Below are 24641 nucleotides of genomic sequence, written 5' to 3' on the forward strand. Positions count from 1 at the left end.
GGTCGGCGGGGCGGCGTCGGGTGGGAGCGGGGTCAGGTCGGCGAAGATCGACGCGCCGTCGCAGCCGGCGTGCAGCGGGTACCAGCGCGGGGTGCCCGGCGGGCGCTGCCCGCAGATGCCCTTCACGGTCTGCACGTCGAGCAGGCGTACGTGGGTCGGGTCGGCGACCGCGTTGACGTGCCCCCACCAGGGGCTCATCACGTGCAGGACGCCCCCCGGGCGGAGCACCCGGTGGCACTCGTCGACCAGCGGCAGGAAGTCGATCAGGTGCTCCAGGATGTGCACCGCGAAGAGGACGTCGACCGAGTCGTCGGCCAGCGGCAGCGAGCCGGAAAGGTCGGCCACCGCGTCCACCCCGGGCGCCGGGAAGATGTCCAGCCCCAGGTTGGTCGGGTACTGCTTCTGGCCGCCGCAGCCCAGGTCCACCACCACCGGCTCCCGGCCGTCCACGCCGACCCGCGACCAGACGCCGTACACCCCGGCCAGCCGGCCCACCAGGTCACGGACCAGCCGCAGCTCGGCCGGCTCGGCCACCTCGCCGGTCAGGTGGGCGACCCCCCGGTCGAACCGCACCTCCACGGCGAGCGCCCGCAGCCGCTCGTCGTGCTGGACCTGATCGGCCCAGGCCTCGGCGAGGAATCCGTCGATCGCCCGCAGCCGTTCGGCCGAGGGCGGCGTCTGCGCCAGCGCGACCATGGGCCACCTCCCGCCGGCCGTTACCCGGATCGGCGCCCGATATGCGTGGCGAGCGGCGGGTTCAGCCGGAGATGGTGCGCCGACCGGCCCGGCCCGCGCCCCGGATCCGCTGCCGCGGCGCCGCGGCGGCCTTCGGCCGCTTGAGGTGGTAGCGGTGCAGCTCGTTGTTGCCGGGCAGCGACGGGTCCTCGCTCATCGCCACCAGCTCCCAGCCCTGGTCGCCGGCCCGGTTCAGGTGGGCCAGCGCGGTGTCCCCGTACGGCGTGACGTCGACCATCGAGCCGTCCGGGCCGTACCAGACGAAGACGACCTCCCAGCCGAGGTCGTTGGTGGCCGCCTGACGTCGCCGCACCAGCAGCGCGTACTCCCACTTGAGCATGGGGTCATTCTCACCCGCCGCGCGCCGGTCGGCACGGATCAATCCTCGGCGATCCGTCCGGCGTTCACCCGCAGCCGCCGGTTGACGCTCACCGCGTCCAGCATCCGCCGGTCGTGGGTGACCAGCAGCAGCGTCCCCGGATAGTGGGCCAGCGCCGACTCCAGCTGCTCGATCGCCGGCAGGTCCAGGTGGTTGGTCGGCTCGTCCAGCACCAGCAGGTTCACCCCGCGTCCCTGCAGCAGCGCCAGCGCCGCCCGGGTCCGCTCGCCGGGGGAGAGGGTCGCCGCGGGCCGCAGCACGTGCTCCGCGCGCAGGCCGAACTTCGCCAGCAGCGTCCGCACGTCCGCCGGGGTCAGCTCGGGTACGGCCGCGCCGAACGCGTCCACCAGGGGCTGGTCGCCGAGGAAGAGCCCCCGGGCCTGGTCGACCTCGCCGACCACCACGCCCGGGCCGAGCGCGGCGTGCCCGGCGTCCGGCGGCAGCCGGCCCAGCAGCGCGGCGAGCAGGGTGCTCTTGCCGGAGCCGTTCGCCCCGGTGATCGCCACCCGGTCCGCCCAGTCGATCTGGAGGTCCACCGGGCCGAGGGTGAAGCCGCCCCGGCGGACGACGGCGCCGCGCAGCGAGGCCACCACCGCGCCGGCCCGGGGTGCGGCGGCGATCTCCATCCGCAGCTCCCACTCCCTCCTCGGCTCCTCAACAGGCTCCAGCCGCTCGATCAGCCGCTCGGTCTGCTTCGCCTTGGCCGCCTGCTTCTCGGTCGCCTCGGCCCGGAACTTGCGGCCGATCTTGTCGTTGTCGGTGGCCTTGCGCCGGGCGTTCTTCACGCCCTTCTCCATCCAGGCGCGCTGGGTGCGGGCCCGGGCCTCCAGCCCCGCGCGGGTGTCGGCGTACTCCTCGTAGTCGGCGCGGGCGTGCCGGCGGGCCACCTCCCGCTCCTCCAGGTAGGCCGCGTACCCGCCGCCGTAGTGCCGGACCTGTTGCTGGACGAGGTCCAGCTCCAGCACCCGGGTCACCGTCCGGGTCAGGAACTCGCGGTCGTGGCTGACCAGCACCGTGCCGGCGCGCAGCCCGGTGACGAACCGCTCCAGGCGTTCCAGGCCGGCCAGGTCGAGATCGTTGGTGGGCTCGTCGAGCAGGAACACGTCGTAGCGGCTGAGCAGCAGCGAGGCCAGCCCGGCGCGGGCCGCCTGGCCGCCGGAGAGGCCGGTCATCGGGTGGTCCAGGTCGACCGTCAGCCCCAGCTCCGCGGCGACCTGCTCCGCGCGCTCCTCCAGGTCCGCGCCGCCGAGACCGAGCCAGCGCTCCAGCGCGTCGGCGTACGCGTCGTCCGCGCCGGGCCCGCCCGCGGTCAGCGCCTCGGTGGCCGCGTCCAGGTCGGCCTGCGCCGCGGTGACCCCGGTCCGGCGGGCCAGGAAGTCGCGGACCGACTCGCCCGGGCGGCGTTCCGGCTCCTGCGGGAGGTAGCCGACGGTGGCGGTGGGCGGGTTCAGCGAGACGGTGCCCAGCTCCACCGGCAGCAGCCCCGCCAGGGTGCGCAGCAGGGTGGACTTGCCGGCGCCGTTGACCCCCACCAGCCCCACCACGTCCCCCGGGGCCACCACTAGCTCCAGGTCGGAGAAGAGCAGCCGGTCACCGTGCCCGGCGGCGAGGTCCTTGACGATCAGCGTGGCGCTCATGAGGAGCCGAGCCTATCCCGTGCGATCTGGGGGAAATCCTGGCGGCGGGAGGTCGTTCCCGCGCGATTGTCGGCGGGTGGAGCGGGCGGCGGGGCGGACGCGAGGGAGACTCACTGGCGTGGTGACCACTTTGGCGATCGACTGCGGCGGTGGCGGGATCAAGGCCAGCGTGCTGGATGCCGCCGGCACGATGCGCGCCAAGCCGTTGCGGGTACCCACCCCGTACCCCCTGCCGCCGGCGCTCTTCGTCAAGACGCTGCTGGAGCTCGGCGCGCGGCTGCCCACGGCGGACCGGATGACCGTCGGGATGCCTGGCATGATCCGGCACGGGGTGGTCGTCGCCACCCCGCACTACGTGACCCGCTCCGGGCCGCGCAGCCGAGTCGACCCGGACCTGGTCGCCGAGTGGTCCGGGTACGACGCCCGCAGCGCGCTCGCCGACGCCTTCGGGGTGCCGGCGCTGGTGCTCAACGACGCCGAGGTGCACGGGGCCGGGGTGGTCGCCGGCACCGGCTGCGAGCTGGTGCTGACCCTCGGCACCGGGCTGGGCAGCGCGCTCTTCGACGGCGGGCTGCTCGCCCCGCACCTGGAGCTGTCGCACGCGCCGGTGCGCTGGGGCACCACCTACGACACGTACGTGGGGGAGCCGGAGCGGCGCCGGCTCGGCGACGCGTTCTGGTCCCGCCGAATCCGGCAGGTGGTGGAGGGGCTGCGCCCGGTGTTCCGCTGGGACCGCCTCTACCTGGGCGGGGGCAACTCCCGGCTGATCCGGCCGGAGCAGCTGGCCCGGATGGGGGAGGACGTCGTGGTCGTCCCCAACACGGCCGGAATCGTCGGCGGTGTCCGGGCCTGGGACCTGGTCGCCGGCCGGTACGACCCGGCCCCGTGAGCGCGATTCCCGCGCAGGAACACTCGCGGTCCGGCCGGTGTTGTGCCAGCGTCGGACCAGAGGCGGCTCGACACGAGGAGGTGGGTCGGGATGGATCTTCTGGCGGAGTACCGGCGGGCGACCATGTTCTTCGAAGCGGGTGACCCGACCGGAGCGGCCCGGCTGCTGGAGCCGATCGTGGAGGCCGAGCCCGGCAACTCCTCGGTACGCCAGCTGCTGGCCCGCGCCTACTTCCAGTCGGCTCAGCTCAACCGGGCCGAGGAGCAGCTGCGCGAGCTGGTTGAGCGGGACCCGAGCGACCACTACGCGCACCACGTGCTGGGCCGCACGCTGGAGCGGCAGAACCGGTACGCGGACGCGCTGCGGCACCTCCGGATCGCCGCGGCGATGCACTCGACCAACGACGACTACGTGACCGCGCTGCGCCGGGTGGAGACCCGGGCCGGACTCGGTCGCTGACGCCCGTCCTCGGGGCGGCCCTGCGGGGCCGCCCCGACGCGTGTCCGCAGCCGGGCGGCCGGCCCGCCTACCATTGCGGGATGGGAGCTGACCTGGCGGTGGGCGCGGCATGAAGCTGAAGCTGGACCTGCACGACATCTTCAACAAGGGCCACGACATCGACCGTGCGCTGCGCGGGATCATGGACGAGGCGGTGGCGAAGAAGGCCACCCTCGTGGAGATCATCCCCGGCAAGGGCTCCGGTCAGCTCAAGAAGCGGGTGCTGCGGTTCCTTGACCAGAAGGACGTCAAGCAGCTCTACCACCGGGTCGAGAAGGACTCCAAGAACTTCGGCCGGCTCTTCGTGCACTTCCGCTGGAAGTAGCGACGACAGGCCTCTGACCTGCACCGCAAAACTGTTCCCGGGCCACTGAACCATGATCAGGCCGTCTTCAGGCCGTCACCGGTTTGCGAGCCGTCGCCAGGAGTTGTGCTCTTCCGAAGGTGGTGTCGATGGCCCGGCGGGTGCGTTCCTCGCTCGCGGGCAACAGGTGGGTGTAGATCTGCAACGTGAAGCCGGGGTCGAAGTGCCCGAGGCGCAACGGGGGAAGACTGACGCTGGTCGGGTGGTAGACGAAACCGGGTGACAACCGGGACGGACGGAGGCCCCGGGCCGGCATTCTAGTTACGGCAGGCGTGTTTGCTTCAGAACGTAAAGCAGACGCGAGCGCTCGTTCCAGGTGTAGGCATCGGGGCCGCTGGCGTTGGTGGTCAGGACAGTGGCCCGTGCGCAGGCGACGAACCCGTGCTCGGCGTCCGGTGTTGGCAAGGTCAGGCAGAGGAACCGAGCTTGGTGGCGTGCAGACACCTGGGCGAAGGCGAGAATGCTGGCGCGGGCGTCCTGCTCTGCGGGTTGAAGGGTCAGCGGGTGGTAGGACGAGCGAAGCTTGACTGCGCGGACATCTTCGAAAATGACATTGATGTGCTCGTCATGGCTGCTGTCGGCGTGCGCGTGCAGCAACAGTTGGGAATGCCCGACGCCATAGCGCCATGGGCGGAACCGCCGATCCAGCGTGATGGGTTCCATCGCACGATCATGCCGCGTGCGCATGGCTCTAACCACCGGACGCCGTAAGCGAGCGCTCCGGCAGGCATTGCTCGGCGGCGAGGGGCGTCGAGATCATGCCGCTTCCAGGCCGTCGGAGGGGAATCAGCAATGACCATCTTTGGCCATCCATGCCAGGTCTCCTGACAGGTCAGAGCCACAGTCGTCCGATTTGATCGATTACGCCCCGCGCCTGTCACGCGACGGCAAGGCCATCATCGCCGTCGGCAACCCCGACACCGCCCGGCACACCGCGGTCTGGGTGCCCGGCTTGGGCACCATCCTCGACAGCACCCGCGGCAACGTCGAACGGGTGCTGCACCTCCGGGAGGCGGCCGACCGGCTCACCCCGGGCCAGGCCGGCGATGTCGCCACCGTCATGTGGCTCGGGTACGACGCCCCCGAGACAGACCTGTCCGTGGCTTTCGAGGAACGCTCACGACAGGGCGCCGGCCCGCTGCTCCGCTTCGTCGACGGCCTCCACGCCACCCACGCCGACGGGCAGTATCACGTCACCGCCGTCGGTCACTCGTACGGCTCCACCGTGGTCGGCGAAGCCGCCCTCAGCGGTCAGTTCCGCGTCGACGACATCGTCACCGCCGGCAGCCCCGGTACCCACGCCAGCAGGCCGACCAACTCATGGCCGACCCCCGCCACGTCTGGGCCGGCTCCGCCGACGACGACCCCGTCTCCGAACCCGTCAACAACCCGTACTCCCGGGCGGCAGACGTCGGCAGCCAACGCACGCTCCTCGGCGGCGCCGTCGATGCCGGCCTGGCCGCCTACGACCACGGACATGGGCCCAGCCCGCACTACGACGGCTTCGGAGCAACCGCTACACCGTCGACACCCACGGACACAGCGACTACTGGAACGAGAACAGCGTCAGCATCCGCAACCAGGCACGGGTCATCATGGGCAGGTACAGCCTCACCCAACTCGACCACGGCCGGGCGCCCTCCCGATCTCGCCACTCAGGAGCCCTGATGAAGACACGCACGCGTGCCTGCCTGGCGGCTGTTCTCGTCATCGCCACCGCGACGGCCTGCAGCCCGGGCGAGAAGAAGGAGCAGCCGACCGACATGAAGAGCGCCAGCGAGGCCGAGATCACCGGGCAGGTCAACCAGTACGCCAACCAGGTGGCCGCCCTCGTCGGAAACCCTCTCTTCAACCCCGCCACCAGTTCTGCCCCGTGCAGCGGCCGAGGCGGCGAGCTGGACGAGAAGATCCGCACCGTCCAGGGCGCCTACAACGTCAACCTCGCGGCAGGCCGGCACGTGGACACCCTGGCCCGCATCCGTGAGCAATGGCGTGCGCAGGGCTGGACCATCACCGAGGACGTCACCTCGTCCAACGGGAGAGAAGGAGCCCTCGCCGCCAAGACCACCCCCGACGGCTACTCCCTCAGCCTGACCAGCACCAGCCCCCCGACGGCCCTCGCGCTCCTGGTCAACTCGCCCTGCTACCGATCAACCGACCCCCTCTGACGCCGCCACCCAAGCTGAGGGCCCTCGGCGCGGGCCTGGCGGCGGCGCGTACCGCCGTTACGGGCCGCCCGCGCTCACGGCGTGACTGCTGAGTCGGCCGGGCAACCCGGGCAAGCTGAACGGATCGCGAGAGGTGGTCGGTGATCTCCCACGGCGTGCAGGTCGCCCTTCCGTGTGGCGAGTGCGGATCTGCGATGACATGCGACTTGGCGCAGCGCGTCGTCCGGGACCGGCTGCACTGGACCGCTGAGTGTCATTGCCCCCACTGCGGCTCAGCCGTCGAGACATGCGGATGGGATGACACCCCCGCCGAGATCCGCGATGCCTTGATCGCAGGCTGCGGATCCGCGCGCCTCACCGTCGAAGGCATGACGGGACCTGATCGCGTGGCGTTGCTGAAGGTCTTCCGTGATGCCGGAGCGTCGTTGTCGGGGGCGAAGACGGCGGCTGAGCGTGCGGTCACTACCGGCATCGAGGGGACTCGGGTGGAGCTTGAGTTGCTGGTGCAGCGGCTCGGAAGGAGCAAGATCACCGCGATCGTCACCGGCGGCGATAACTGCTGACCGGGTGAAGCATCAGGCAAGGTCGAAGTGTCAACCATCATCCGAGACTGGTCATTGCCGACGAGCGGGCTGTCCGTCACGAGACGTGCTCGACACTTGCGTCCCACCAGATGCTTGACGTCCCGTCGGCGACTGGGCCCTTCGTCCCGGATGCGTTTGCCCAGGTGAGCGGGCAGTTGGTCGCAAGGTGCGGGTGATGGAAGATAGGTGAATGCGTGTGCGGAGTCGCAACAACGTGACGGTGACCGGCCGGGAGGACGGTCCCACCGTCGTGCTCGCGCACGGCTTCGGCTGCGACCAGCACATGTGGCGCCACGTCACCGCTGAAATCGGACAATGGGCCCGGGTGGTGCTGTTCGACCACGTCGGGTCGGGCAAGGCCGATCCGGCGGCCTGGGACGCCGACCGGTACGCCTCCCTGGACGGCTACGCCGATGACGTGCTGGGCATCTGCGAGGACCTGGACCTCCGTCAGCCGATCTTCGTCGGCCACTCGGTCAGTTCGAGCATCGGTGTCCTCGCGGCGAACCGCGAGCCGGACCGCTTCTCCGCACTCGTCCTGGTCACCCCGTCACCGTGCTACATCGATGACGGAGACTACCGAGGCGGTTTCACCCGCGATGACATCGACGAGTTGCTCGAGTCGCTCGACAGCAACTACCTCGGCTGGTCGTCGAGCATGGCCCCCCTGATCATGGGCAATCCGGAGCGGCCGGAGCTGGGTGAGGAGCTGACGGCAAGTTTCTGCCGGACGGACCCGGCAATGGCGCGGGTGTTCGCCCGCGCCACGTTCCTGTCCGACAACCGGGCCGACCTCGCCGCGGTCAAGGTTCCCACCCTGATCCTGCAATGCGCCCAGGACGCCATCGCGCCGCCTGAGGTCGGCGCGTACGTGCACGCGCAGATCGCCGGAAGCCGGCTGGTCACCCTGGACGCGACCGGGCACTGCCCGCAGTTGAGCGCGCCGGAGGCCACGGCCGCAGCGATCACGTCGTTCATCAGGGCCGCTTACCGGTGACCGCCGCTGCCGGGCGTGATCCTTTCGGCCAAGATCCGAGCGATGACGGAAGCGCCCGGTCGAGCGAGGTGGAGTTCCCTTCCCTGCTCGAGGACGACCTCGAAGACCTGTACGAGAACGCGCCCTGCGGGAACCTGTCCACCCTCCTGGACGGCACCATTGCAAAGATCAACGGCACCCTGCTGGCATGGCTCGGCTACACCCGCGAGGAACTCGTCGGCCGGCGCCGTTTCAGCGACCTGCTCACCGGCGGGGGCCGCATCTATCACGAGACCCACTTCGCGCCCGTGCTGGCCTTGCAGGGCGAGATCCGCGGTGTCGCCCTGGACCTTCGCGCCAAGGACGGTGCCCGCTTGCCGGTCCTCGTCACCTCCGTCGTCAAGGCCGGCGGCGATGGGCGACCCCCACTCATCCGCACGGCCATCTTCGATGCCAGCGAACGCCGCAGCTACGAACGAGAGCTCCTCGACGCCCGCCGAGCCGCGGAGCGCGAGGACGAACGGCTCCGGCGGCTCGTCGGCAAACTGCAACGAAGCCTGCTCCCCGCCACGCTGCAGACCCCGCCCGGACTCGAAAGCGCCGCGTACTACCGGATGGCCTCCACCGACGAAGTCGGCGGCGACTTCTACGACCTGTTCCCCCTCGACGACGGCCGCTGGGGATTCTTCCTGGGAGATGTCAGCGGCAAGGGCGTCGAGGCGGCCGCCGTCACCGCCCTGGCCCGCTACACGTTGCGCGCCGCCACCGTCTACACCCCCGACCCCGCCGCCGCGCTGCAGAACCTCAACACCGTGCTCTGGCAGGAGTACCGCGCGGACGCGCGCTACTGCACCGTCGTCATCGGCATCCTCACCCCCACACCGACCGTCGGCGGGTTCACCGCGGTCATCGCCAGCGGCGGACACCCCGAACCACTGCTGCTGAGGGCCGACGGCTCGGCCGACTACCAGTGCACGAAGGGCCGCATCGTGGGGGCCTTCCCGAACTCCCGATACACCAACACCACCGTCGCAGCGGGCCCCGGCGACACGTTGCTGCTCTACAGCGACGGACTCACCGAGGCCCGTACCGCCGGTAGTGAGACCCCCGACGGCCGTTACGGCACCGCGGCCCTCGCCCGCTTCGCCGCCGACCTCGCACCGACCAGCGCCGGCGCCGCCGTCAGCGCAGTCACCGAACTGCTCGGTACCTTCGGTGCCGGGCTGACCGACGACACCGCCGTCATGGCCATCAGCGCCCCACCCGGCCAGTCCACCGGCACACAGCGTTGAATCGTTCGTGACATCAGCTCCACAGGGCCCGGCCGGTAACCTCCCCGTCGGTCCCCTACAGCGGATACGTCCGGGCCACCGCCAGCATCTCCGAGCTGTGCGAGCCGGCCACGCCCACGTCCGCCGGGCGAGGCCGGAAGCCCGGCAGCCCGTCGAGGCCGTCGCTGACGTCCATGACCCGGATCCGGGCCTGCTCGCCCTTGCGCAGCAGCTTCAGGGTGACCTCGATTCCCTGCGACGGGGGCGCGTGGAAGGTCAACCCCGCGGTCCACGGCGGGTTGGGCGGCGGCCCGGAAAGCTCGATCGTCCGGCCTTCCGCCTCGGCGTTCAGCACCTCCGCGCTATCTGCGTCCAGGTGCATCGTGAGCAGGCGGACCTGCCGCTGGGGGATCACCCGCAGCCGCAGCAGGCGTACGTCGCCGTCGGCCGTGTCGCTCACCACCTCCAGCTTCGGGGCGGGCAGGTCGGCCGGCTGCGCGGGCCCCGAGCGCAGTTCCGCGTCGTCCAGGCCGGGGAACTCGCCGCCGACCCGGGCCACGCCGCCCACGTACTGCGCCGTCCAGGGCTGCGGGTCCTCCTCGTGGCTGAGCCAGCGCGCCTGCCGGGTGTCGGCGTCCATGGCGTACATCAGATGGGTCGGCGCGGGGTGCGCGGCGTCGAAGCGGTCGACCGCCAGCCCCACCCCGGCGAGCACCGCCGCCGCCAGCGCGGCGGCGCCGACCGGCAGCGCGCCCAGCCTCCGGGCGCGGAGCGCGCGCAACCCCCGGTCCCCGCCGGCCTGCGGGTGCAGCAGGTCGACCACCGGGAGCGCGGCCAGGCCGAGCAGCACCGCGAAGAGGGCGGCGACCCCGCCCATCGCCATGCCCAGCGCGGGGAAGAGCAGCACCACGGTGGGCAGCAGGACGACCACGCCCACCGCCGCGGCCGCGGTCACCGCGACCACCGGCCACGGCCCGTCGAGCCTGGTGCTCAGCGCGACGAAGCCGGCGACGACGCCGGCCAGGGCGGGCAGGACGACCAGGTACGACCCGCCCGGCGCGAACACCGACAGCGGCACCCCGAGCAGGGCCAGCCAGGCCAGCCCGCCGATCGCCAGCGCCATCGGCCCGGCCCAGCGCCGCAGCAGCGCGTACCAGCCGAGGAGCACCGCCGCGGCGAGCGCCACCACGGCCAGCCGGTACCAGGTCGGCCGGTACGGGTCGAGCAGCTCGCCGTGGCCGGGGCGGACAGCCGTGAGGCCCGCCCAGAACAGCTGGGCGGCAAGCGGGGCGAGCACCATCGGCACCAGCGCCAGGCCGAAGCCGGCGAACAGGCGGCCGGCGGTGGTCCGGCCCCGGGACCGGGCGAACCAGCCCAGCCCGAGGACGCCGATCACCGCGGCCAGCGTCAGCGGCCAGGTCAGCCGGCCCGGATAGTGGGCCAGCCCACCCGGCACCGGGAAGTAGGTGGCGTCGTCGGCGGACCAGAGGGCCGGCAGGTCGGACCGGCCCAACGCCCGGGCCAGGCCGAGCGCGTTGTCACCGTGCTGCTGGAGACTGGCCCGGTCCATCATTGCGGGGGTGTCCAGGGGCGTGTGGTAGATCGCGCCGCCGTCGATGTAGGCCGAGTTCAACCCGATGAAGCGCGGCCGGTCGTCGAGGTCGTACTGGTCGCGGAACGGGGTGAAGTCGGTGTCGTTCGGCAGCAGCCGGTAGATCTCCACCGCGAAGGAGGTGCCCACCGGATGTGGCGCCGCCCGACCGAAGACCTCCACCAGGTCCGCGTTGTTCCGCGACGTCTCGAACATGATCACCGGCCCGGTCGAGCCGCGCGCCTCGAGGTTGAGCACCACCCCGCCGTCCTTCGCCAGCGGGTGACTGGAGACGAAGGCCGACGCGCCGCAGAGGCACGCCTCCTCGGCGTCCGTGAGCACGAAGACGATGTCGTTACGGGGGCGGGGGCCGGTGGTCAGCGCGCGGGCCACCTCCAGGATGGTGGAGGTGCCGGCGCCGTCGTCGTTGCCGCCCGGCCCGGTCTGCACCGAGTCGTAGTGCGCGACCAGGAAGACCCGGCCGGTCGGGTCCGTACCCGGAAGACGGGCGATGACGTTGCGGACCCGGCCCATCGAGTGGTTGCCGTTGCCCCGCTGAAGCTGGCCGGCCTCCCGGGCGACCGTGTCCTGCACCTCGGTCTCCAGGCCCAGCCCGCGCAGCGCGCCCACCAGGTGCTCGCGTACCTGATCGTTGGCCGGGCTGCCGGCGGCGTGCGGGCGGGCGGCGACCGTCTGCACCGTCCGGTACGCCCGCGCGGCGCTGAACTCGCCGGCCGGCGCGTCCGCCGGACGCGGCGCCGGGGTGCGCAGGTCGAGCAGGACGGCGGCACCGACCGCGAGGAGGGCGGCCAGCGCGGCGACGGCGGCCAGGGCCCGCCGGCGCGGCCGGGCGAGCGCCCGGTCGGCGGCGCGGGCCGCACGGGTGCCCCCGGCGGACTCCTCGGCGGCGGGAACTACGGGTGCGCCCACGGCGGACTCCTCGGGGGTGGGGCAGAAGGGTGGGCATCATCCTGCACCCCGCCGGGGTGAGCCGCGACACCCTGGGCCGATCCGTAACGCTCGTTCCCGCCCGACCGCTGTCCGTGTGACGGCCTTGCCCGGGTACGCCCGTGCCGCCGCGGCCGTGTTGTGTGCGACCGTTGTCTAATACAGGATCAGCGGGGCACTCGGAAGGAGCCCGACATCACCAGCGAACTCCCGCGTCTCGCGGCGGTGACCCGGCCGCACCGGGGGCCCGGCATGGCCGGTCCCTCCGTCGCGCCGTACCCGCAGGGGGGCCTCGGGCCGAACCCGAACCTGCCGCCCGGCGAGCGGCTGCGGGTTCTGCTGGTCGAGGACGACGAGGGCGACGCCTTCCTGGTCGGCGAGCTGCTCGCCGAGACCAACTCGATGATCGACCTGCTGGTCGCCACCAGCCTCAGCGAGGCCCGGCAGCGGGTGGCCGGCGTGGACTGCGTACTGCTCGATCTCGGGCTGCCCGACGCGCAGGGCCTGGACGGGCTGCGCAAGGTGCTGGAGATGTCCAGCGGCGCCGCGGTCTGCGTGCTGACCGGCCGCTCCGACGAGCACCTGGGCATCGTCGCGGTCGCCGAGGGCGCCCAGGACTACCTGGTCAAGGGCCAGGTCGACGGGGTGCTGCTGACTCGGGCGCTGCGCTACGCGGTGGAACGCAAGCGGGCCGACGAGAACGCCCGGCGGCTGCGTGAGGTGGAGCTGCGCCAGGCCGAGTCCGCCCGCCTGGAGCGCGGCCTGCTGCCCCAGCCGCTGATGAGCACCGACGAGGTGGCGGTGCACACCTTCTACCGCCCGGGCCGGCACGCGGCCCTGATCGGCGGGGACTTCTTCGACGTGGTGCAGACCCGGCCCGACCGGGTCGACCTGATCGTCGGCGACGTCTGCGGGCACGGCGTGGACGAGGCCGCGCTCGGCGTCGAGCTGCGGGTCGCCTGGCGGGCGCTGATCCTCGCCGGGGTCGCCGACGACGACGTGCTGCCCGCCCTGGAACAGGTGCTGATGAGCGAGCGCCGGCTCCAGGAGATCTTCGCCACCGTCGCCACCGTACGGCTGGACCTGCGCGGCAACCGGGCCACGGTCCGGCTGGCCGGGCATCCGCCGCCGCTGCTGCTCTCCGGGGGCAAGGTCGCGCCGGTCCCGGCCCGCGGCGGCCTGCTCCTCGGCGTACGACCCCGCCGCCCCGTAGCGTTCGACCTGGAGTTCGAGACCGATGACTGGTCCCTGTTGATGTACACCGACGGCCTGATCGAGGGACGGGTGGACGACGGCGACGACCGGTTGGACGTGCCGGGGCTGGTCGGCCTGCTGGAAGAGCCGGCCAACCAGGCGGTGCCGCTGGCCGAGCTGCCGGCCTGGCTGGTCGGCCGGGCCGAGCAGATCAACGGTGGTCCGCTCGCCGACGACGTCGCCATGCTGCTGGTGACCCGGGGCGGTGGCCGGTGAACTCGTACCGCCAGGGCTGGACCCTGCGCCGGCGGGTCAGCGTGCTGCTCACGGTGGTCGTGACGCTGCTGATCGGGCTCGCCGCGGCGGAGGCCGCGCTGGCGGCCAAGACCCGGCAGAACATGGACGCGGTGCTGGTGAAGACCGGCCCGCTGCGGGTGCAGGGCCAGGAACTGCTCAACGCCCTGCTCGACCAGGAGACCGCCGTCCGGGGGTACGCGGTCAGCGCCGACCGCGCCGACCTGGCCCCGTACGAGAGCGGCCTGCAGCAGGAGCAGGACACCGTCAGCAGGATGAAGGCGCTGATCGGTGATTATCCCGACGTGCAGCGCGCGCTGTCGGTGGTGGAGCAGCAGGCCACCGACTGGCGCACCACCGTCGCCCAGCCGGTGATCACCACGACTGAGCGGGACGGCACGGCGGCCGGCCAGGCGCTCATCACCGACCAGGCGCGGGCGCAGTTCGAGCAGGTCCGGGCCTCGGTCGGTACGCTCCAGGCCGAGATCCTCAGCGAGCGGCAACGCACCGCCGCCAAGGTCTACGAGACCAGCAACATCCTGGTGGTCCTGCTGATCATCGCGGCGGTGGTGGTGGCGGTGGCCGGCTCGGTGCTGCTGCTCTCGCTCGACCGGATGGTGATCAAGCCGCTGACTGGGCTGGCGCAGCAGATCCGCGAGGTCGCCGAGGGTGACTACCAGCACCGCATCGCCGGTTCCGGGCCGCCGGAGTTCCAGCAGCTCGCCGAGGACGTCGACGCGATGCGGCAGAAGATCGCCCGGGAACTCGCCGAGGTACGTGAGGCGCGCGAGAGCATCGAGTGGGTCAACAGCCAGCTCCAGAAGCAGGCCGAGGAACTCACCCGCTCCAACCGCGACCTGGAGCAGTTCGCGTACGTGGCCTCGCACGACCTGCAGGAGCCGCTGCGCAAGGTGGCGAGCTTCTGCCAGCTGCTCCAGCGCCGCTACGCCGGCCAGCTCGACGAGCGGGCCGACCAGTACATCGCCTTCGCCGTCGACGGCGCGCAGCGGATGCAGCGCCTGATCAACGACCTGCTGGCCTTCTCCCGGATCGGCCGGCTCACCACCGGTTTCACCGAGGTCGACCTCAACAAGGTGATGGGCGACGTGGCCGGGCAGACCGAGGCCGCCCGCCAGTACGCCGACGCCGAGCTGACCTGGGAGGACATGCCGGTCATCCGCGGCGAGGAACCGCTGCTGACCAACCTGCTGGCCAACCTGGTCAGCAACTCGATCAAGTTCCGCCGCCCGGACGTCACGCCGAAGGTGCGCGTCTCCGCCCGGCTCGTCGACGACGAGTGGGAGATCACCTGCCAGGACAACGGCATCGGGATCGAGCCGGAGTTCGCCGACAAGATCTTCGTGATCTTCCAGCGGCTGCACGCCAAGGACGCGTACCCGGGCACCGGCATCGGCCTGGCGATCGTCAAGAAGATTGTCGAGTACCACGGTGGCCGGGTCTGGGTGGACACCGGCACCGAGGAGGGCACCGCGATCCGCTTCACGCTGCCGGCGCTCCCCGAGGACGTCGAGGCGGCCCGGGCCGCGGCAGCGGCGGACGCCGACGCGGTCACGGGCGCGGAGCCGGCCGGGGACGCCACCGGCGCGGTGGCCGACGCCGACGGTACGCCGGAGGGCACCGCGCCGGCGGTGGGTCGGCAGCCGGACGGGCCGACGGGCGTGGACTCGCCCGGGACGGCGCCGGAGCACGGTACAACGGGTGGCATGAGGGAGACGGTAAGATGACCGCGCCGGCGGACGGCAAGAGCCCGATCGAGGTCCTGCTGGTCGAGGACGACCCGGGTGACGTGTTGATGACCCAGGAGGCGTTCGACGAGCACAAGCTGCGCAACCGGCTCACCGTGGTCTCCGACGGCGCCGAGGCGCTGGCCTACCTGCGCCGCGAGGACCCGTACGCCGACGCGGTGACGCCGGACCTGATCCTGCTCGACCTGAACCTGCCCCGCCGGGACGGCCGCGAGGTCCTGGAGGAGATCAAGGAGGACGAGCAGCTCCGTCGCATCCCGGTCGTGGTGCTCACCACCTCCCAGGCCGACGAGGACATCCTGCGCAGCTACCAGCTGCACGCCAACGCCTACGTGACCAAGCCGGTCGACTTCGAGCGCTTCATCTCGGTGGTCCGGCAGATCGACGAGTTCTTCGTCAGCGTGGTCAAGCTTCCTCCGCGTGGCTGACCGGCTGCGGGACGACGTCGGCGACCTGCTGCGGGAGACCGCGGCACAGGTCGTGCTGCCCCTGTTCCGCCGACTCGACGACAGCGAGGTCACCGAGAAGGCCCCCGGCGACCTGGTCACGGTCGCCGACCGGCGGGCGGAGGAGAAGATCTCCGCCGCCCTGCGCCGGCTGCGTCCCGGCTCGGTGGTGGTTGGCGAGGAGGCGGTCGCCGACGACCCGTCCCTGCTGGACCACCTGCGCGGCGACGGCGACGTCTGGCTGGTCGACCCCGTCGACGGCACCGGCAACTTCGCCGCCGGCCGGCGCCCGTTCGCGCTGATGGTCGCGCTGCTCACCGACGGCGAGCCGGCGGCCGCCTGGGTGCTCGACCCGCTGGCGGAGACGCTGGCGGTGACCGTCGCCGGGGAGGGCACCCTGCTCGACGGCCGGCCGGTGCGCACCGCCGAGGGCGTACCGCCGCTCGGCGCGCTGCGCGGCACCGCGATGACCCGGTTCCTTCCGCCGGAGACCCGGCGGAGCGCCGAGGCGGGCGGGGAGCGGATCGGCGAGCTGCTGCCCGGGCAGCACTGTGCCGGCCGCGAGTACCTGGACCTGCTCACCGGCGCCCAGCAGTTCGTGCTCTTCTGGCGGACCCTGCCCTGGGACCACGCCCCGGGCGTGCTGCTGGTGCGGCAGGCCGGCGGGGTGGCCCGCCGGTTCGACGGGGCCGAGTACCACCCGGCCGACGACGACAAGGGGCTGCTGGTCGCCGCCGACGAGCGGACCTGGCACGAGGTCCGCGCCGCCCTGCTCGGCGACTGACCCCGGGCACCACCCCCTCCTCGGCCCGCGCTTTGCGGCGTGTCGGGGTGTCGGCGCGGCGGGATGGCCCGACACGCCGCATTCGGGGGTGGTGGGTCGCCCCCGCTCCGTCGGGCCGTGGCGGGGGCACGCTTTGCGGCATGTGGGGGTGTCGGCGCCGCCGGATGGCCCGACACGCCGCAAACGGGGTGGATCACCACGGCGCCGACGACACGGCGGCTCTCGCGGCGCTCTGCGACCGCGTCGGGACGCTGTGTCGACGATCGATGCCGCAGGCGGTCGCGGGCCTGGTCAACCGGCCTGGGTCCGGTATCGTGTCCGGCGGTCGTCGCCCGTGGGCCCACCCCCTGGTGCCCGGCGGGCCACCGCCGCGCCGCCGTCCCCCCGGCGGCCGAGGGAAGGACACTGTCGTGCCGAGGACCAGCCTCACCCGGCCGCGCGCCCGCCGGCCGCTGATCGTGTTGCTCGCCGTCGTGGCGCTCCTGCTCGGCGTCGGCGCCGTGCCGGCCGCCGCGGAGCCGAACGAGGGCGGCACCAAGAAGCTCCGGGAGGCGCTGGAGGCCGCCGCCAAGGGCCACATTGAGGCCAAGGCCAAGCTGGACAATTCCAAGCGCCGCCAGGCCGCCCTGACCGGCGAGCTGAAGACGGTCGAGGGGCGGCTGGTCGGGCTGAACGCCCAGGTCGGCGAGGTCGCCGCGCAGTCGTACCGGCTGGGCCGGCTCACCACCGCCACGGCGCTGCTCAACAGCGCCAGCCCGCAGGTGCTGCTGGAGCGCGCCGCCGAGCTGGACGTGATGGGCCAGCGGGACGCCAAGCGGCTGCGCGAGCTCGCCGAGGCCAAGCAGGCCGCCGCCCAGGCCAAGGCGGCCATCGACAACGAGGTACGCGAGCAGCAGAAGCAGCTCGCCGCGCTGGCCAAGCGGAAGCGCGACGCCGAGCGGGCGCTCGCCACGGTCAGCTCCGGTGCGAGTGCCGGCTTCAGCGGCGGCTCCCGCTCGGCCAGCCCGGCGCCGCGCAACTCGGACGGCTCCTGGCCGTCGGAGTCCTGCTCGGTCAACGACCCGACCACCGACGGCTGCATCACCCCGCGCACCCTGCACGCGCTGCGGCAGGCCCAGGCCGCCGGCTACAAGCGGCACGTCTCCTGCTTCCGCAGTGGCGGCGGCGGTGAACACCCCAAGGGCCGGGCCTGCGACTTCTCCGCCGCCACCGGCGGGTTCGAGGACCGCACCGCCACCGGCGGGGACAAGGCGTACGGCGACAGCCTGGCGAACTACTACAAGAACAACGCCAGCCGGCTCGGCGTGCTCTACGTGATCTGGTACCGGCAGATCTGGATGCCGAACACCGGCTGGCGGTCGTACAGCGGTTCCGGCAGCCCGGCGGCGGACCACACAAACCATGTTCATCTTTCGATGTACTGACCCGGAGCACCAGGAACGCTGCGTACCATCGCGACGGTGAGCAGCTCATCGTCCGACGTCGTGGTCACCCCGGCTTCCGCCGGCCCGGCCACCCGCGCGTTGCCCAACGGGCTCGCCGCGTTCCTGGTCTTCCTCTCCAGCGGCGCCGTGCTGGTGCTGGAGACGGTCTCGCTCCGCCTGGTCGGCCCGTACGTCGGGGTGACCCTCCAGGTCACCAGCTCGGTGATCGGCATCGCGCTGGCCGCCATCGCGTACGGGGCGTGGACGGGTGGCTGGCTGGCCGACCGGCGGGACCCGCGGGGCCTGCTGGCCCCGGCGCTGGTGCTGGCCGGCATCGCCACCGCGATCACCCTGCCGGTGGTCCGCTACGCCGGTGAGGTGCTGCGCGGCGGCGCGGCCAGCGCCATCCTGCTGCTCACCGCGCTCGCCGTCTTCGTACCGGCGGCCCTGCTCGCGGCGGTCACCCCGCTGGTGGTGAAGCTGCAACTGGCCGACCTGCGCCGCACCGGGCAGGTGGTCGGGCGGCTCTCCGGCATCGGCACGCTGGGCGGCATCACCGCCACCCTGGCCACGGGTTTCGTGCTGGTGGCGGCGCTGCCCAGCACGGCCATCCTGATCGCGCTGGCGGCGCTGCTCGGGGTCACCGGTCTCGCCCTCGGGCTCTACCTGCGCCGCCAGGAGGGCGCCGGGCTGCCCGGTGCGACCCGGACGAAGGCGACGCTGGCGGTGCTCGGGCTGCTCGGGGCGGGGCTGAGCGCGGTCGCCCCGAACCCGTGCGACGTGGAGACGGCGTACCACTGCGCGCGGGTGGCCGAGGACCCGTCCCGGTCCGGCGGGCGGGTGCTCTACCTCAACTCGGCCGAGCACTCGTACGTGGACCTGGCCGACCCGACCCACCTGGAGTACGCGTACACGAAGTGGATCGGCGCGGCGGCGGACGTGGCCGCGCCGGCGGGGCGGCGGCTGGACGCCCTGCACGTCGGCGGCGGGGGCTTCACCATGCCGCGCTACCTGAGCGCGACCCGTCCCGGTACCGACAACGTGGTCTTCGAGATCGACGGCGAGCTGGTGGAGCTGGACCAGCGGCTGCTGGGCGTACGGCCGGGGCCGGGGTTGCGCGCGGTCGTGGGCGACGCCCGGATGCTGGTCGGCGGCGAGTCCACCGACAGCCGGGACTTCGTCGTCGGGGACGCCTTCGGTCACCTGGTGGTGCCCTGGCACCTGGCCACCCGCGAGATGGCCGCCGAGGTCCGCCGGGTGCTGCGGCCCGGCGGGATGTACGTGCAGAACGTCATCGACTACCCGCCGGGCCGCTTCATCCGCAGCGAACTGGCCACGGTGGCCGCCGAGTTCCGCCACGTCGCGCTGGTCGCCCCCGCCGCGGCGATCGCCGGCCGGCAGGGTTCCAACTTCCTCATCGTCGCCTCGGACGCCCCGCTGCCGGTGGACGCCCTCACTGCGCGGCTGGGCCGCCTCGACGCGGTGCCGGACCTGCTCACCGGCGCCGAGCTGGCCGCCTTCGTCGGCGACGCGCTGGTCCTCACCGACGACTTCGCCCCGGTGGACCAACTGCTCGCGACAGCCTGATCGGGTGATTTCACTGACCGATTACGACCAGCGAGGTGTAGCCGGGGCGGTCCCGGGCAACACGTCCGACCATGGGTGGAGAAATCCGGAACGGCGCGCAGCTGCTGGGTGAGCGGTACCGGTTGGTCGAGCAGCTCGGCGCGGGTGGCATGTCCGTGGTGTGGCGGGGCTACGACGAGGTGCTCGGCCGGCAGGTCGCGGTCAAGGTGCTCGCCTCGCGGCTCGCCGCCGACAAGGCGTTCCGGCACCGGATCCGGATCGAGGCGCAGGCCGCCGCCCGGCTCTGCCACCCCAACATCACCAACGTGTACGACTACGGCGAGTCCGAGCAGGTCGGGCTGACCGTGCCGTACGTCGTGATGGAGCTGGTCGACGGCGCGCCGCTGACCGCCCGGCTCGGCCGGGACGGCAAGCTGGCCTGGCGCGAGGCGGTCACCATCGCCGCCGAGGTCACCTCCGCGCTGGCCACCGCGCACGCCCGGGGCGTGGTCCACCGCGACGTCACCCCCGGCAACGTCATGCTGACCTCCACCGGGGTGAAGGTCGTCGACTTCGGCATCTCGGCGCTGGTCGGGGAGAGCGAGAAGGGCCCGGACGGGACGCTGCTCGGCACCCCCGCCTATCTGGCTCCGGAGCGGCTGGACAACGGCCAGGTCTCCCCGGCCACCGACGTGTATGCGGTCGGGCTGCTGCTCTACCGGATGCTGACCGGCCGGCTGCCCTGGCAGGCCAGCACCACCACGGAGATGCTGCGGGCGCACATGTACAACGACCCGGAGCCGATGCCGGAGGTGCCGGGGCTGCCCGACGAGGTGGCCGAGCTGGCGCACCGCTGCCTGGCCAAGCGCCCGGAGGACCGGCCGACCACCGCCGAGCTGGCCCGTACCCTGGCCGAGGCGGCCGGGATGATCCCGGCCGTGCCGGTCTCCCCGGCGCCTGGCACCCTCGACCCGGCGTTGCTGGCCAACGCCGGTACCACGATCCTGCCTTGGTCGGCCGACACCGACGCGCTGCCGTTCTCCGGCCGTACCCGCAACCGCCGGGCGGCGGCCCGGCGGCGCCGGGTGGAGGCCGGGGTGGCCGCCGCCGGGCTGGTCGCGGTCACCGCGGCGATGTGGGGAGTGACCTCGAAGACGCCGGCCAGCGGCGGCGTCGACCAGCCCACCGAGGCGCGGATGGGGCTGGAGCAGTCGACCCCCTGCGAGGTCGAGTACGCGTTGCGCAGCGATTCCGGCAAGGACTTCGCCGCCCAGTTGACGCTGACCAACCGCGGTACCCGCGAGCTGCGCGACTGGACGATGAGCTTCGCCTTCCCCGGCCAGCAGACGGTCACCACCGCCGGCCCGACGGTGCGGCAGGAGGGCAAGATGGTCCGGGTCACCCCGGCCACCGGCCGGGAGTCGCTGGCGCCGGGGGCGTCCGAGAAGATCGCGCTGTCCGGCCGGTACACCGGTGGCAACCCGCTGCCGCTGGAGTTCAAGATCGGCGAGAACGCCTGCGGGGTACGGGTCTCCGGGGTGGCCGGGATGACGCCGGGAGCCGCCCCGGCGACGAAGGCCCCGACGACGAAGGCGCCCACGGTGAAGGCACCGCCGATAAAGGCCTGGTCGAAGAGCACGGCGACCTCCTCGGGCAGTGGCGCATCGGGCTCCACGAAGGCGAAGTCCGGCAGCTCCGGCAAGGGCAAGGGGTCGGGTGACGGCAAGGGAAAAGGCGGGAAGTAGCGGCGGGGAAGGGAGGCAAGGGTAAGGGCAAGGGCAGGAAGTGACCGGTCAGCCGAGGGTGGCGAAGCGCTGCACCTGGTCGATCGTGCCCTCCACGATCAGCACGCTGCGCGCGACGAGCACGGTGTCCGCGGTGGCGTAGCGGAACGGTTCGCCGGGCAGCTTCGCGCCGACCACCATCACGCCGTAGCGCTCGGGCGGGGCCAGCTCGCGCAGCGACCGGCCGACCAGGGACGGCGGCACCGGCACCTTGGCGATGGCGAAGTCGTCGCCGAACTCGATGAAGTCGAGCATCCGGCTGACGATCAGGTGCGCCACCCGTTCCCCGGTCTCCACCTCGGGGAAGATCACGTGGTGGGCGCCGACCGAGGACAGGATCTTCGCGTGCCGGTTCGAGTTGGCCCGGGCCCAGATCTGCGGCACACCGACCTCGGCCAGCGCCAGGACGGTCAGCACGCTCGCCTCCACCGACGCGCCGATCGCGACCACCGCCCGCTGGAAGTCGCCCACGCCCAACTGCCGCAGCGCCTCCTCCTCGGTCGAGTCCGCCTGCACCACCCGGGGCAGGCGGGGCGCCCAGCGCTGGACCCGGTCCAGGTTCCGGTCGATGGCGAGCACCTCGTGGTCGAGCCGGGCCAGTGCCTCGGCCAGGTGGGAGCCGAGCCGGCCCAGCCCGATCACCGCGATGTCGCCGACCTGCACCTTCTTAGCCGACAATGGGTTGCTCCTTCGGGTAGCGGTACAACCGGCGCCGGGTGTTCAACGCGATCGCCGAGCCGATGGCGAGCGGCCCGACGCGGCCGATGTACATCAGGGCGGTCATCAGGTACTGGCCCGGTTCGGGTAGTCGCTGGGTGAGCCCGACCGACAGGCCGGTGGTGCTGAAGGCCGAGGTCACCTCGAACAGCGACTCGTTGAACCGGACGCCTTCGGTGATCAGGATCAGTCCGACGGTGCCGGCGACCACGAGCGCGACGCTGAGCAGCGCGATGGTCAGCGCCTGCCGCTGGCTCGACCCGGCGATGCGCCGCCGGCCCATCGTGACGTCCGGCTCTCCGCGTACCTCCGCCCACATCACGAAGGCGAGCAGGAAGAACGTGGAGACCTTGATGCCGCCGGCGGTGCTGGCGCTGCCGCCGCCGATGAACATCAGCGCGATGAGCAGGGGATAGCTCTCCTCGCTCAACCACTCGATGTTCATCACGTCGAAGCCGCCGGTGCGGCTGAGGGCGATCTGGGTGAACGAGGCGAGCAGCTTGCCGGGCGCGTCGTAGGTGCCGATGGTGCGCGGGTTGCCCCACTCGGCGAGCAGCAGCGCGGCGAAGCCGCCCACCACCAGCACCACGCTGCCCCAGATGGTCAGCTTGGTGGCGACCGCCCAGCGGGCCGGGCGACGCCAGTGCCGGACCGCCTCGAAGAGGGCGGGGAAGCCGAGGCCGCCGATGATCGCGCCGAACGCCAGCGGCAGCGACACCCAGGGATCGCGGGAGAAGGCGAGCAGGCCGTCGGAGTAGAGCGTGAATCCGCCGTTGTTGAAGGCCTGGATGGAGTGGAACGCGCCGGACCAGAGCGCTCGGCCGGGCCGGTAGTCGTACACCAGCCAGAGCCGCCCGCTGATGACCATGGTCATCAGCGCCTCGGTGACGACCACCGTGGTGGCGATGCGGACCAGCAGCCACCTGACGTCGCCGACGCCGTACTCGGCCGTCTCGGCCTGGACCAGCAGCCGGTTGCGGAGCCTGAGCTGCCGGGACACCGCGAGGCTGACCAGGGCCGCGCCGGTGAGGATGCCGAGGCCGCCGATCTGGGTGAGCACGGTGATCATCACGAGCCCGAACCCGTTCCAGTAGTTCGGGGTGTCGGTGACCGCCAGGCCGGTGACCGACACCGCAGAGGTGGCGGTGAACAGCGCGGTGACCAGCGGGGTGTAGCGCTGCTCGCTGGTCGCCCAGGGCAGCATCAGCAGGCCGGTGCCGATCGCGATCGCCACCAGGAATCCGAGCGGCACCAGCCGGACGGGACTGCTGAGGAACCGGCGCACCAGACAATCTTCCGTTTCCCGGCATTTCCGGGTCGGTGAATCGCGTATCCCGCAGGGTTCACCGGGCGGTCAGTCGCCGACCAACTGGCGGTCAGCCCGGGCCGGTCTGCTGGGCGGCGACCACTCGACGACAGGAGACCGCGTTGCGACGTACCCTTTCCGCCCTCGGCCTGGCCGGCGCCCTGCTCGCGGTGGCGGTTGCCGTCCCCGGCTCGGCGTCGGCCCGCCAGGACGCGACCGACCGCGCGGACCAGGCCGGCCGAGACCGGGCCGGCCACCGGCCCATCGTGATCGGCCACCGCGGCGCGAGCGGCTACCGGCCCGAGCACACCCTGGAGGCCTACCGGCTGGCGGTCCGGATGGGCGCCGACTACATCGAGCCGGACCTGGTCTCGACCGCCGACGGCGTGCTGGTCGCCCGGCACGAGAACGAGATCTCGGGTACGACCGACGTGTCGTCCCGGCCGGAGTTCGCCGACCGCCGGGCCACCAAGACCATCGACGGGGTCAAGGTCACCGGCTGGTTCACCGAGGACTTCACCCTCGCCGAGCTGAAGACCCTGCGCGCCAAGGAGCGGCTGCCGCAGGTGCGGGTGGCGAACACCGCCTTCGACGGCCGGTTCGAGGTGCCGACGTTCCAGGAGGTCATCGACCTGGCCCGCGCCGAGAGCCGCCGGCGGGGCCGCACGATCGGTGTCTACCCGGAGACCAAGCACCCCAGCTACTTCGCCGCCATCGGGCTGCCGCTGGAGGAGCCGCTGGTCGCGGTCCTGCGCAAGAACCGGCTGACCCACCGGCACGACCCGGTCTTCGTCCAGTCCTTCGAGACCGCCAACCTGCGCAAGCTGGACACGATGATCGACGTGCCGCTGGTGCAGCTCATGGACGCCGCCGGCCGCCCGTACGACTTCACCGCCGCCGGCGACACCCGCACCTACGCCGACCTGGCCACCCCGGCCGGGCTGGCGTGGATCGCCGACTACGCCGACGGCGTCGGGCTGAACAAGAACCTGATCGTGCCCCGCGACGCCACCGGCAAGCTGCGCGCGCCGACCACGGTGGTCCGGGACGCACACCGCGAGCGCCTGCTCGTGCACGCCTGGACGTTCCGCGCCGAGAACCAGTTCCTCCCGGCCGACTTCCGGATCGGCGCCGACCCGAACGCCCGCGGTGACAGCACCGCCGAGTACGAACTCTTCTACGGCCTCGGCCTGGACGGCGTCTTCGCCGACCACCCCGACACCGCGGTCGCCGCCCGCGCCGGCCTCGCCGCGCGCTGACCGGCCGCGGTCGGTCCATCCCCGCCGGGTACGTCGAGACGGGGTGCCGGGTCATCGACCC

The 24641-nt window shown here is 72.4% G+C and carries 23 protein-coding genes and 1 pseudogene; 16 read left to right on the forward strand and 8 right to left on the reverse strand.

What is annotated here, in order from left to right; genetic code table 11:
- From ACSNN7_RS22530 to ACSNN7_RS22540, 3 genes are all read right to left on the reverse strand, one after another.
- Nucleotides 1-696: methyltransferase domain-containing protein (locus tag ACSNN7_RS22530; protein WP_436682944.1), on the reverse strand; the 696-nt coding region annotated here is incomplete at its 3' end.
- A 61-nt stretch (nt 697-757) separates the two neighbouring features.
- Nucleotides 758-1075: a hypothetical protein gene (locus ACSNN7_RS22535; protein WP_436682945.1), complete on the reverse strand. Its 318-nt coding sequence runs from the start codon at nt 1073-1075 to the stop codon at nt 758-760.
- 38 nt (nt 1076-1113) lie between these two features.
- Nucleotides 1114-2751, reverse strand: coding sequence for an ABC-F family ATP-binding cassette domain-containing protein (locus tag ACSNN7_RS22540; protein ID WP_436682947.1), 1638 nt, complete (start codon nt 2749-2751; stop codon nt 1114-1116).
- A 118-nt stretch (nt 2752-2869) separates the two neighbouring features.
- On the opposite strand from ACSNN7_RS22540, the gene ACSNN7_RS22545 reads away from it, so the two are divergent.
- From ACSNN7_RS22545 to ACSNN7_RS22555, 3 genes are all read left to right on the forward strand, one after another.
- A complete protein-coding gene (locus tag ACSNN7_RS22545) occupies nt 2870-3640 on the forward strand; it encodes an ROK family protein (protein WP_436682948.1) in 771 nt (256 codons plus the stop codon).
- 90 nt (nt 3641-3730) lie between these two features.
- Nucleotides 3731-4099 (forward strand): tetratricopeptide repeat protein, encoded by a 369-nt coding sequence (locus ACSNN7_RS22550; protein ID WP_436682949.1) that lies wholly within the window; start codon nt 3731-3733, stop codon nt 4097-4099.
- Between the two features lie 109 nt (nt 4100-4208).
- Nucleotides 4209-4463 carry a Smr/MutS family protein gene (locus tag ACSNN7_RS22555; RefSeq protein WP_013736060.1) on the forward strand — a complete coding sequence of 85 codons (255 nt, stop codon included), beginning with the start codon at nt 4209-4211 and terminating at the stop codon, nt 4461-4463.
- A 67-nt stretch (nt 4464-4530) separates the two neighbouring features.
- On the opposite strand, the gene ACSNN7_RS22560 is transcribed toward ACSNN7_RS22555, so the two are convergent.
- Together ACSNN7_RS22560 and ACSNN7_RS22565 are read right to left on the reverse strand one after the other, a co-directional pair.
- Nucleotides 4531-4758, reverse strand: coding sequence for a hypothetical protein (locus tag ACSNN7_RS22560; protein ID WP_436682950.1), 228 nt, complete (start codon nt 4756-4758; stop codon nt 4531-4533).
- Between the two features lie 5 nt (nt 4759-4763).
- Entirely contained in the window at nt 4764-5165 is a 402-nt protein-coding gene (locus ACSNN7_RS22565; protein WP_436682951.1) for a hypothetical protein, read from the reverse strand.
- A gap of 280 nt (nt 5166-5445) precedes the next feature.
- Here ACSNN7_RS22565 and ACSNN7_RS22570 point away from each other — a divergent pair.
- The 5 genes and pseudogenes from ACSNN7_RS22570 to ACSNN7_RS22590 all read left to right on the forward strand — a co-directional run.
- Nucleotides 5446-5757: pseudogene (locus ACSNN7_RS22570) on the forward strand (alpha/beta hydrolase); the annotation flags it as partial.
- A gap of 412 nt (nt 5758-6169) precedes the next feature.
- Entirely contained in the window at nt 6170-6670 is a 501-nt protein-coding gene (locus tag ACSNN7_RS22575) for a hypothetical protein (protein WP_436682966.1), read from the forward strand.
- Between the two features lie 194 nt (nt 6671-6864).
- Complete coding sequence (locus ACSNN7_RS22580; protein WP_436682952.1) at nt 6865-7233, forward strand: hypothetical protein; 369 nt, start codon at nt 6865-6867, stop codon at nt 7231-7233.
- Between the two features lie 235 nt (nt 7234-7468).
- Entirely contained in the window at nt 7469-8251 is a 783-nt protein-coding gene (locus ACSNN7_RS22585) for an alpha/beta fold hydrolase (protein ID WP_436682953.1), read from the forward strand.
- Nucleotides 8248-9522 (forward strand): PP2C family protein-serine/threonine phosphatase, encoded by a 1275-nt coding sequence (locus ACSNN7_RS22590; protein ID WP_436682954.1) that lies wholly within the window; start codon nt 8248-8250, stop codon nt 9520-9522. Before ACSNN7_RS22585 ends, ACSNN7_RS22590 begins: the two co-directional genes overlap by 4 nt.
- 55 nt (nt 9523-9577) lie before the next feature.
- Here the strand turns inward: ACSNN7_RS22590 and ACSNN7_RS22595 are convergent, their stop codons facing one another.
- Entirely contained in the window at nt 9578-12022 is a 2445-nt protein-coding gene (locus ACSNN7_RS22595) for a M28 family peptidase (RefSeq protein WP_436682955.1), read from the reverse strand.
- Between the two features lie 270 nt (nt 12023-12292).
- On the opposite strand from ACSNN7_RS22595, the gene ACSNN7_RS22600 reads away from it, so the two are divergent.
- From ACSNN7_RS22600 to ACSNN7_RS22630, 7 genes are all read left to right on the forward strand, one after another.
- A complete protein-coding gene (locus ACSNN7_RS22600) occupies nt 12293-13510 on the forward strand; it encodes a PP2C family protein-serine/threonine phosphatase (protein ID WP_436682956.1) in 1218 nt (405 codons plus the stop codon).
- On the forward strand, nt 13507-15273 hold the full coding sequence (locus ACSNN7_RS22605) for a sensor histidine kinase (protein WP_436682957.1): 1767 nt from the start codon (nt 13507-13509) through the stop codon (nt 15271-15273). The genes ACSNN7_RS22600 and ACSNN7_RS22605 overlap by 4 nt, the downstream gene beginning before the upstream one ends.
- Complete coding sequence (locus ACSNN7_RS22610; RefSeq protein WP_436682958.1) at nt 15270-15722, forward strand: response regulator; 453 nt, start codon at nt 15270-15272, stop codon at nt 15720-15722. Before ACSNN7_RS22605 ends, ACSNN7_RS22610 begins: the two co-directional genes overlap by 4 nt.
- Complete coding sequence (locus tag ACSNN7_RS22615) at nt 15715-16524, forward strand: inositol monophosphatase family protein (RefSeq protein ID WP_436682959.1); 810 nt, start codon at nt 15715-15717, stop codon at nt 16522-16524. Before ACSNN7_RS22610 ends, ACSNN7_RS22615 begins: the two co-directional genes overlap by 8 nt.
- Nucleotides 16525-16985: 461 nt before the next feature.
- Nucleotides 16986-17948, forward strand: a complete 963-nt coding sequence (locus tag ACSNN7_RS22620; protein ID WP_436682964.1) for a coiled-coil domain-containing protein — start codon at nt 16986-16988, stop codon at nt 17946-17948.
- Between the two features lie 36 nt (nt 17949-17984).
- A complete protein-coding gene (locus tag ACSNN7_RS22625) occupies nt 17985-19535 on the forward strand; it encodes a fused MFS/spermidine synthase (RefSeq protein WP_436682960.1) in 1551 nt (516 codons plus the stop codon).
- Nucleotides 19536-19606: 71 nt separating this feature from the next.
- Nucleotides 19607-21259 carry a serine/threonine-protein kinase gene (locus tag ACSNN7_RS22630; protein WP_436682961.1) on the forward strand — a complete coding sequence of 551 codons (1653 nt, stop codon included), beginning with the start codon at nt 19607-19609 and terminating at the stop codon, nt 21257-21259.
- A gap of 48 nt (nt 21260-21307) precedes the next feature.
- On the opposite strand, the gene ACSNN7_RS22635 is transcribed toward ACSNN7_RS22630, so the two are convergent.
- Complete coding sequence (locus ACSNN7_RS22635; protein ID WP_436682965.1) at nt 21308-21940, reverse strand: potassium channel family protein; 633 nt, start codon at nt 21938-21940, stop codon at nt 21308-21310.
- A gap of 25 nt (nt 21941-21965) precedes the next feature.
- Nucleotides 21966-23300, reverse strand: a complete 1335-nt coding sequence (locus ACSNN7_RS22640; protein WP_436682962.1) for a TrkH family potassium uptake protein — start codon at nt 23298-23300, stop codon at nt 21966-21968.
- Between the two features lie 143 nt (nt 23301-23443).
- On the opposite strand from ACSNN7_RS22640, the gene ACSNN7_RS22645 reads away from it, so the two are divergent.
- On the forward strand, nt 23444-24580 hold the full coding sequence (locus ACSNN7_RS22645; RefSeq protein ID WP_436682963.1) for a glycerophosphodiester phosphodiesterase: 1137 nt from the start codon (nt 23444-23446) through the stop codon (nt 24578-24580).
- The last annotated feature ends 61 nt before the right edge of the window (nt 24581-24641 follow it).

This window comes from Micromonospora sp. URMC 105 (assembly GCF_051386295.1).
In the GTDB taxonomy this organism is placed as follows: domain Bacteria; phylum Actinomycetota; class Actinomycetes; order Mycobacteriales; family Micromonosporaceae; genus Micromonospora.

Bases quoted from the DNA above. Each gene is read 5' to 3' on its own strand.
- ACSNN7_RS22540 (WP_436682947.1), bottom strand. From the start codon at position 2,751: ATGAGCGCCACGCTGATCGTCAAGGACCTCGCCGCCGGGCACGGTGAC.
- ACSNN7_RS22555 (WP_013736060.1), top strand. From the start codon at position 4,209: ATGAAGCTGAAGCTGGACCTGCACGACATCTTCAACAAGGGCCACGAC.
- ACSNN7_RS22630 (WP_436682961.1), top strand. From the start codon at position 19,607: ATGGGTGGAGAAATCCGGAACGGCGCGCAGCTGCTGGGTGAGCGGTAC.
- ACSNN7_RS22575 (WP_436682966.1), top strand. From the start codon at position 6,170: ATGAAGACACGCACGCGTGCCTGCCTGGCGGCTGTTCTCGTCATCGCC.
- ACSNN7_RS22600 (WP_436682956.1), top strand. From the start codon at position 12,293: ATGGCCGGTCCCTCCGTCGCGCCGTACCCGCAGGGGGGCCTCGGGCCG.
- ACSNN7_RS22560 (WP_436682950.1), bottom strand. From the start codon at position 4,758: ATGCCGGCCCGGGGCCTCCGTCCGTCCCGGTTGTCACCCGGTTTCGTC.
- ACSNN7_RS22580 (WP_436682952.1), top strand. From the start codon at position 6,865: ATGACATGCGACTTGGCGCAGCGCGTCGTCCGGGACCGGCTGCACTGG.
- ACSNN7_RS22610 (WP_436682958.1), top strand. From the start codon at position 15,270: ATGACCGCGCCGGCGGACGGCAAGAGCCCGATCGAGGTCCTGCTGGTC.
- ACSNN7_RS22550 (WP_436682949.1), top strand. From the start codon at position 3,731: ATGGATCTTCTGGCGGAGTACCGGCGGGCGACCATGTTCTTCGAAGCG.
- ACSNN7_RS22535 (WP_436682945.1), bottom strand. From the start codon at position 1,075: ATGCTCAAGTGGGAGTACGCGCTGCTGGTGCGGCGACGTCAGGCGGCC.
- ACSNN7_RS22565 (WP_436682951.1), bottom strand. From the start codon at position 5,165: ATGGAACCCATCACGCTGGATCGGCGGTTCCGCCCATGGCGCTATGGC.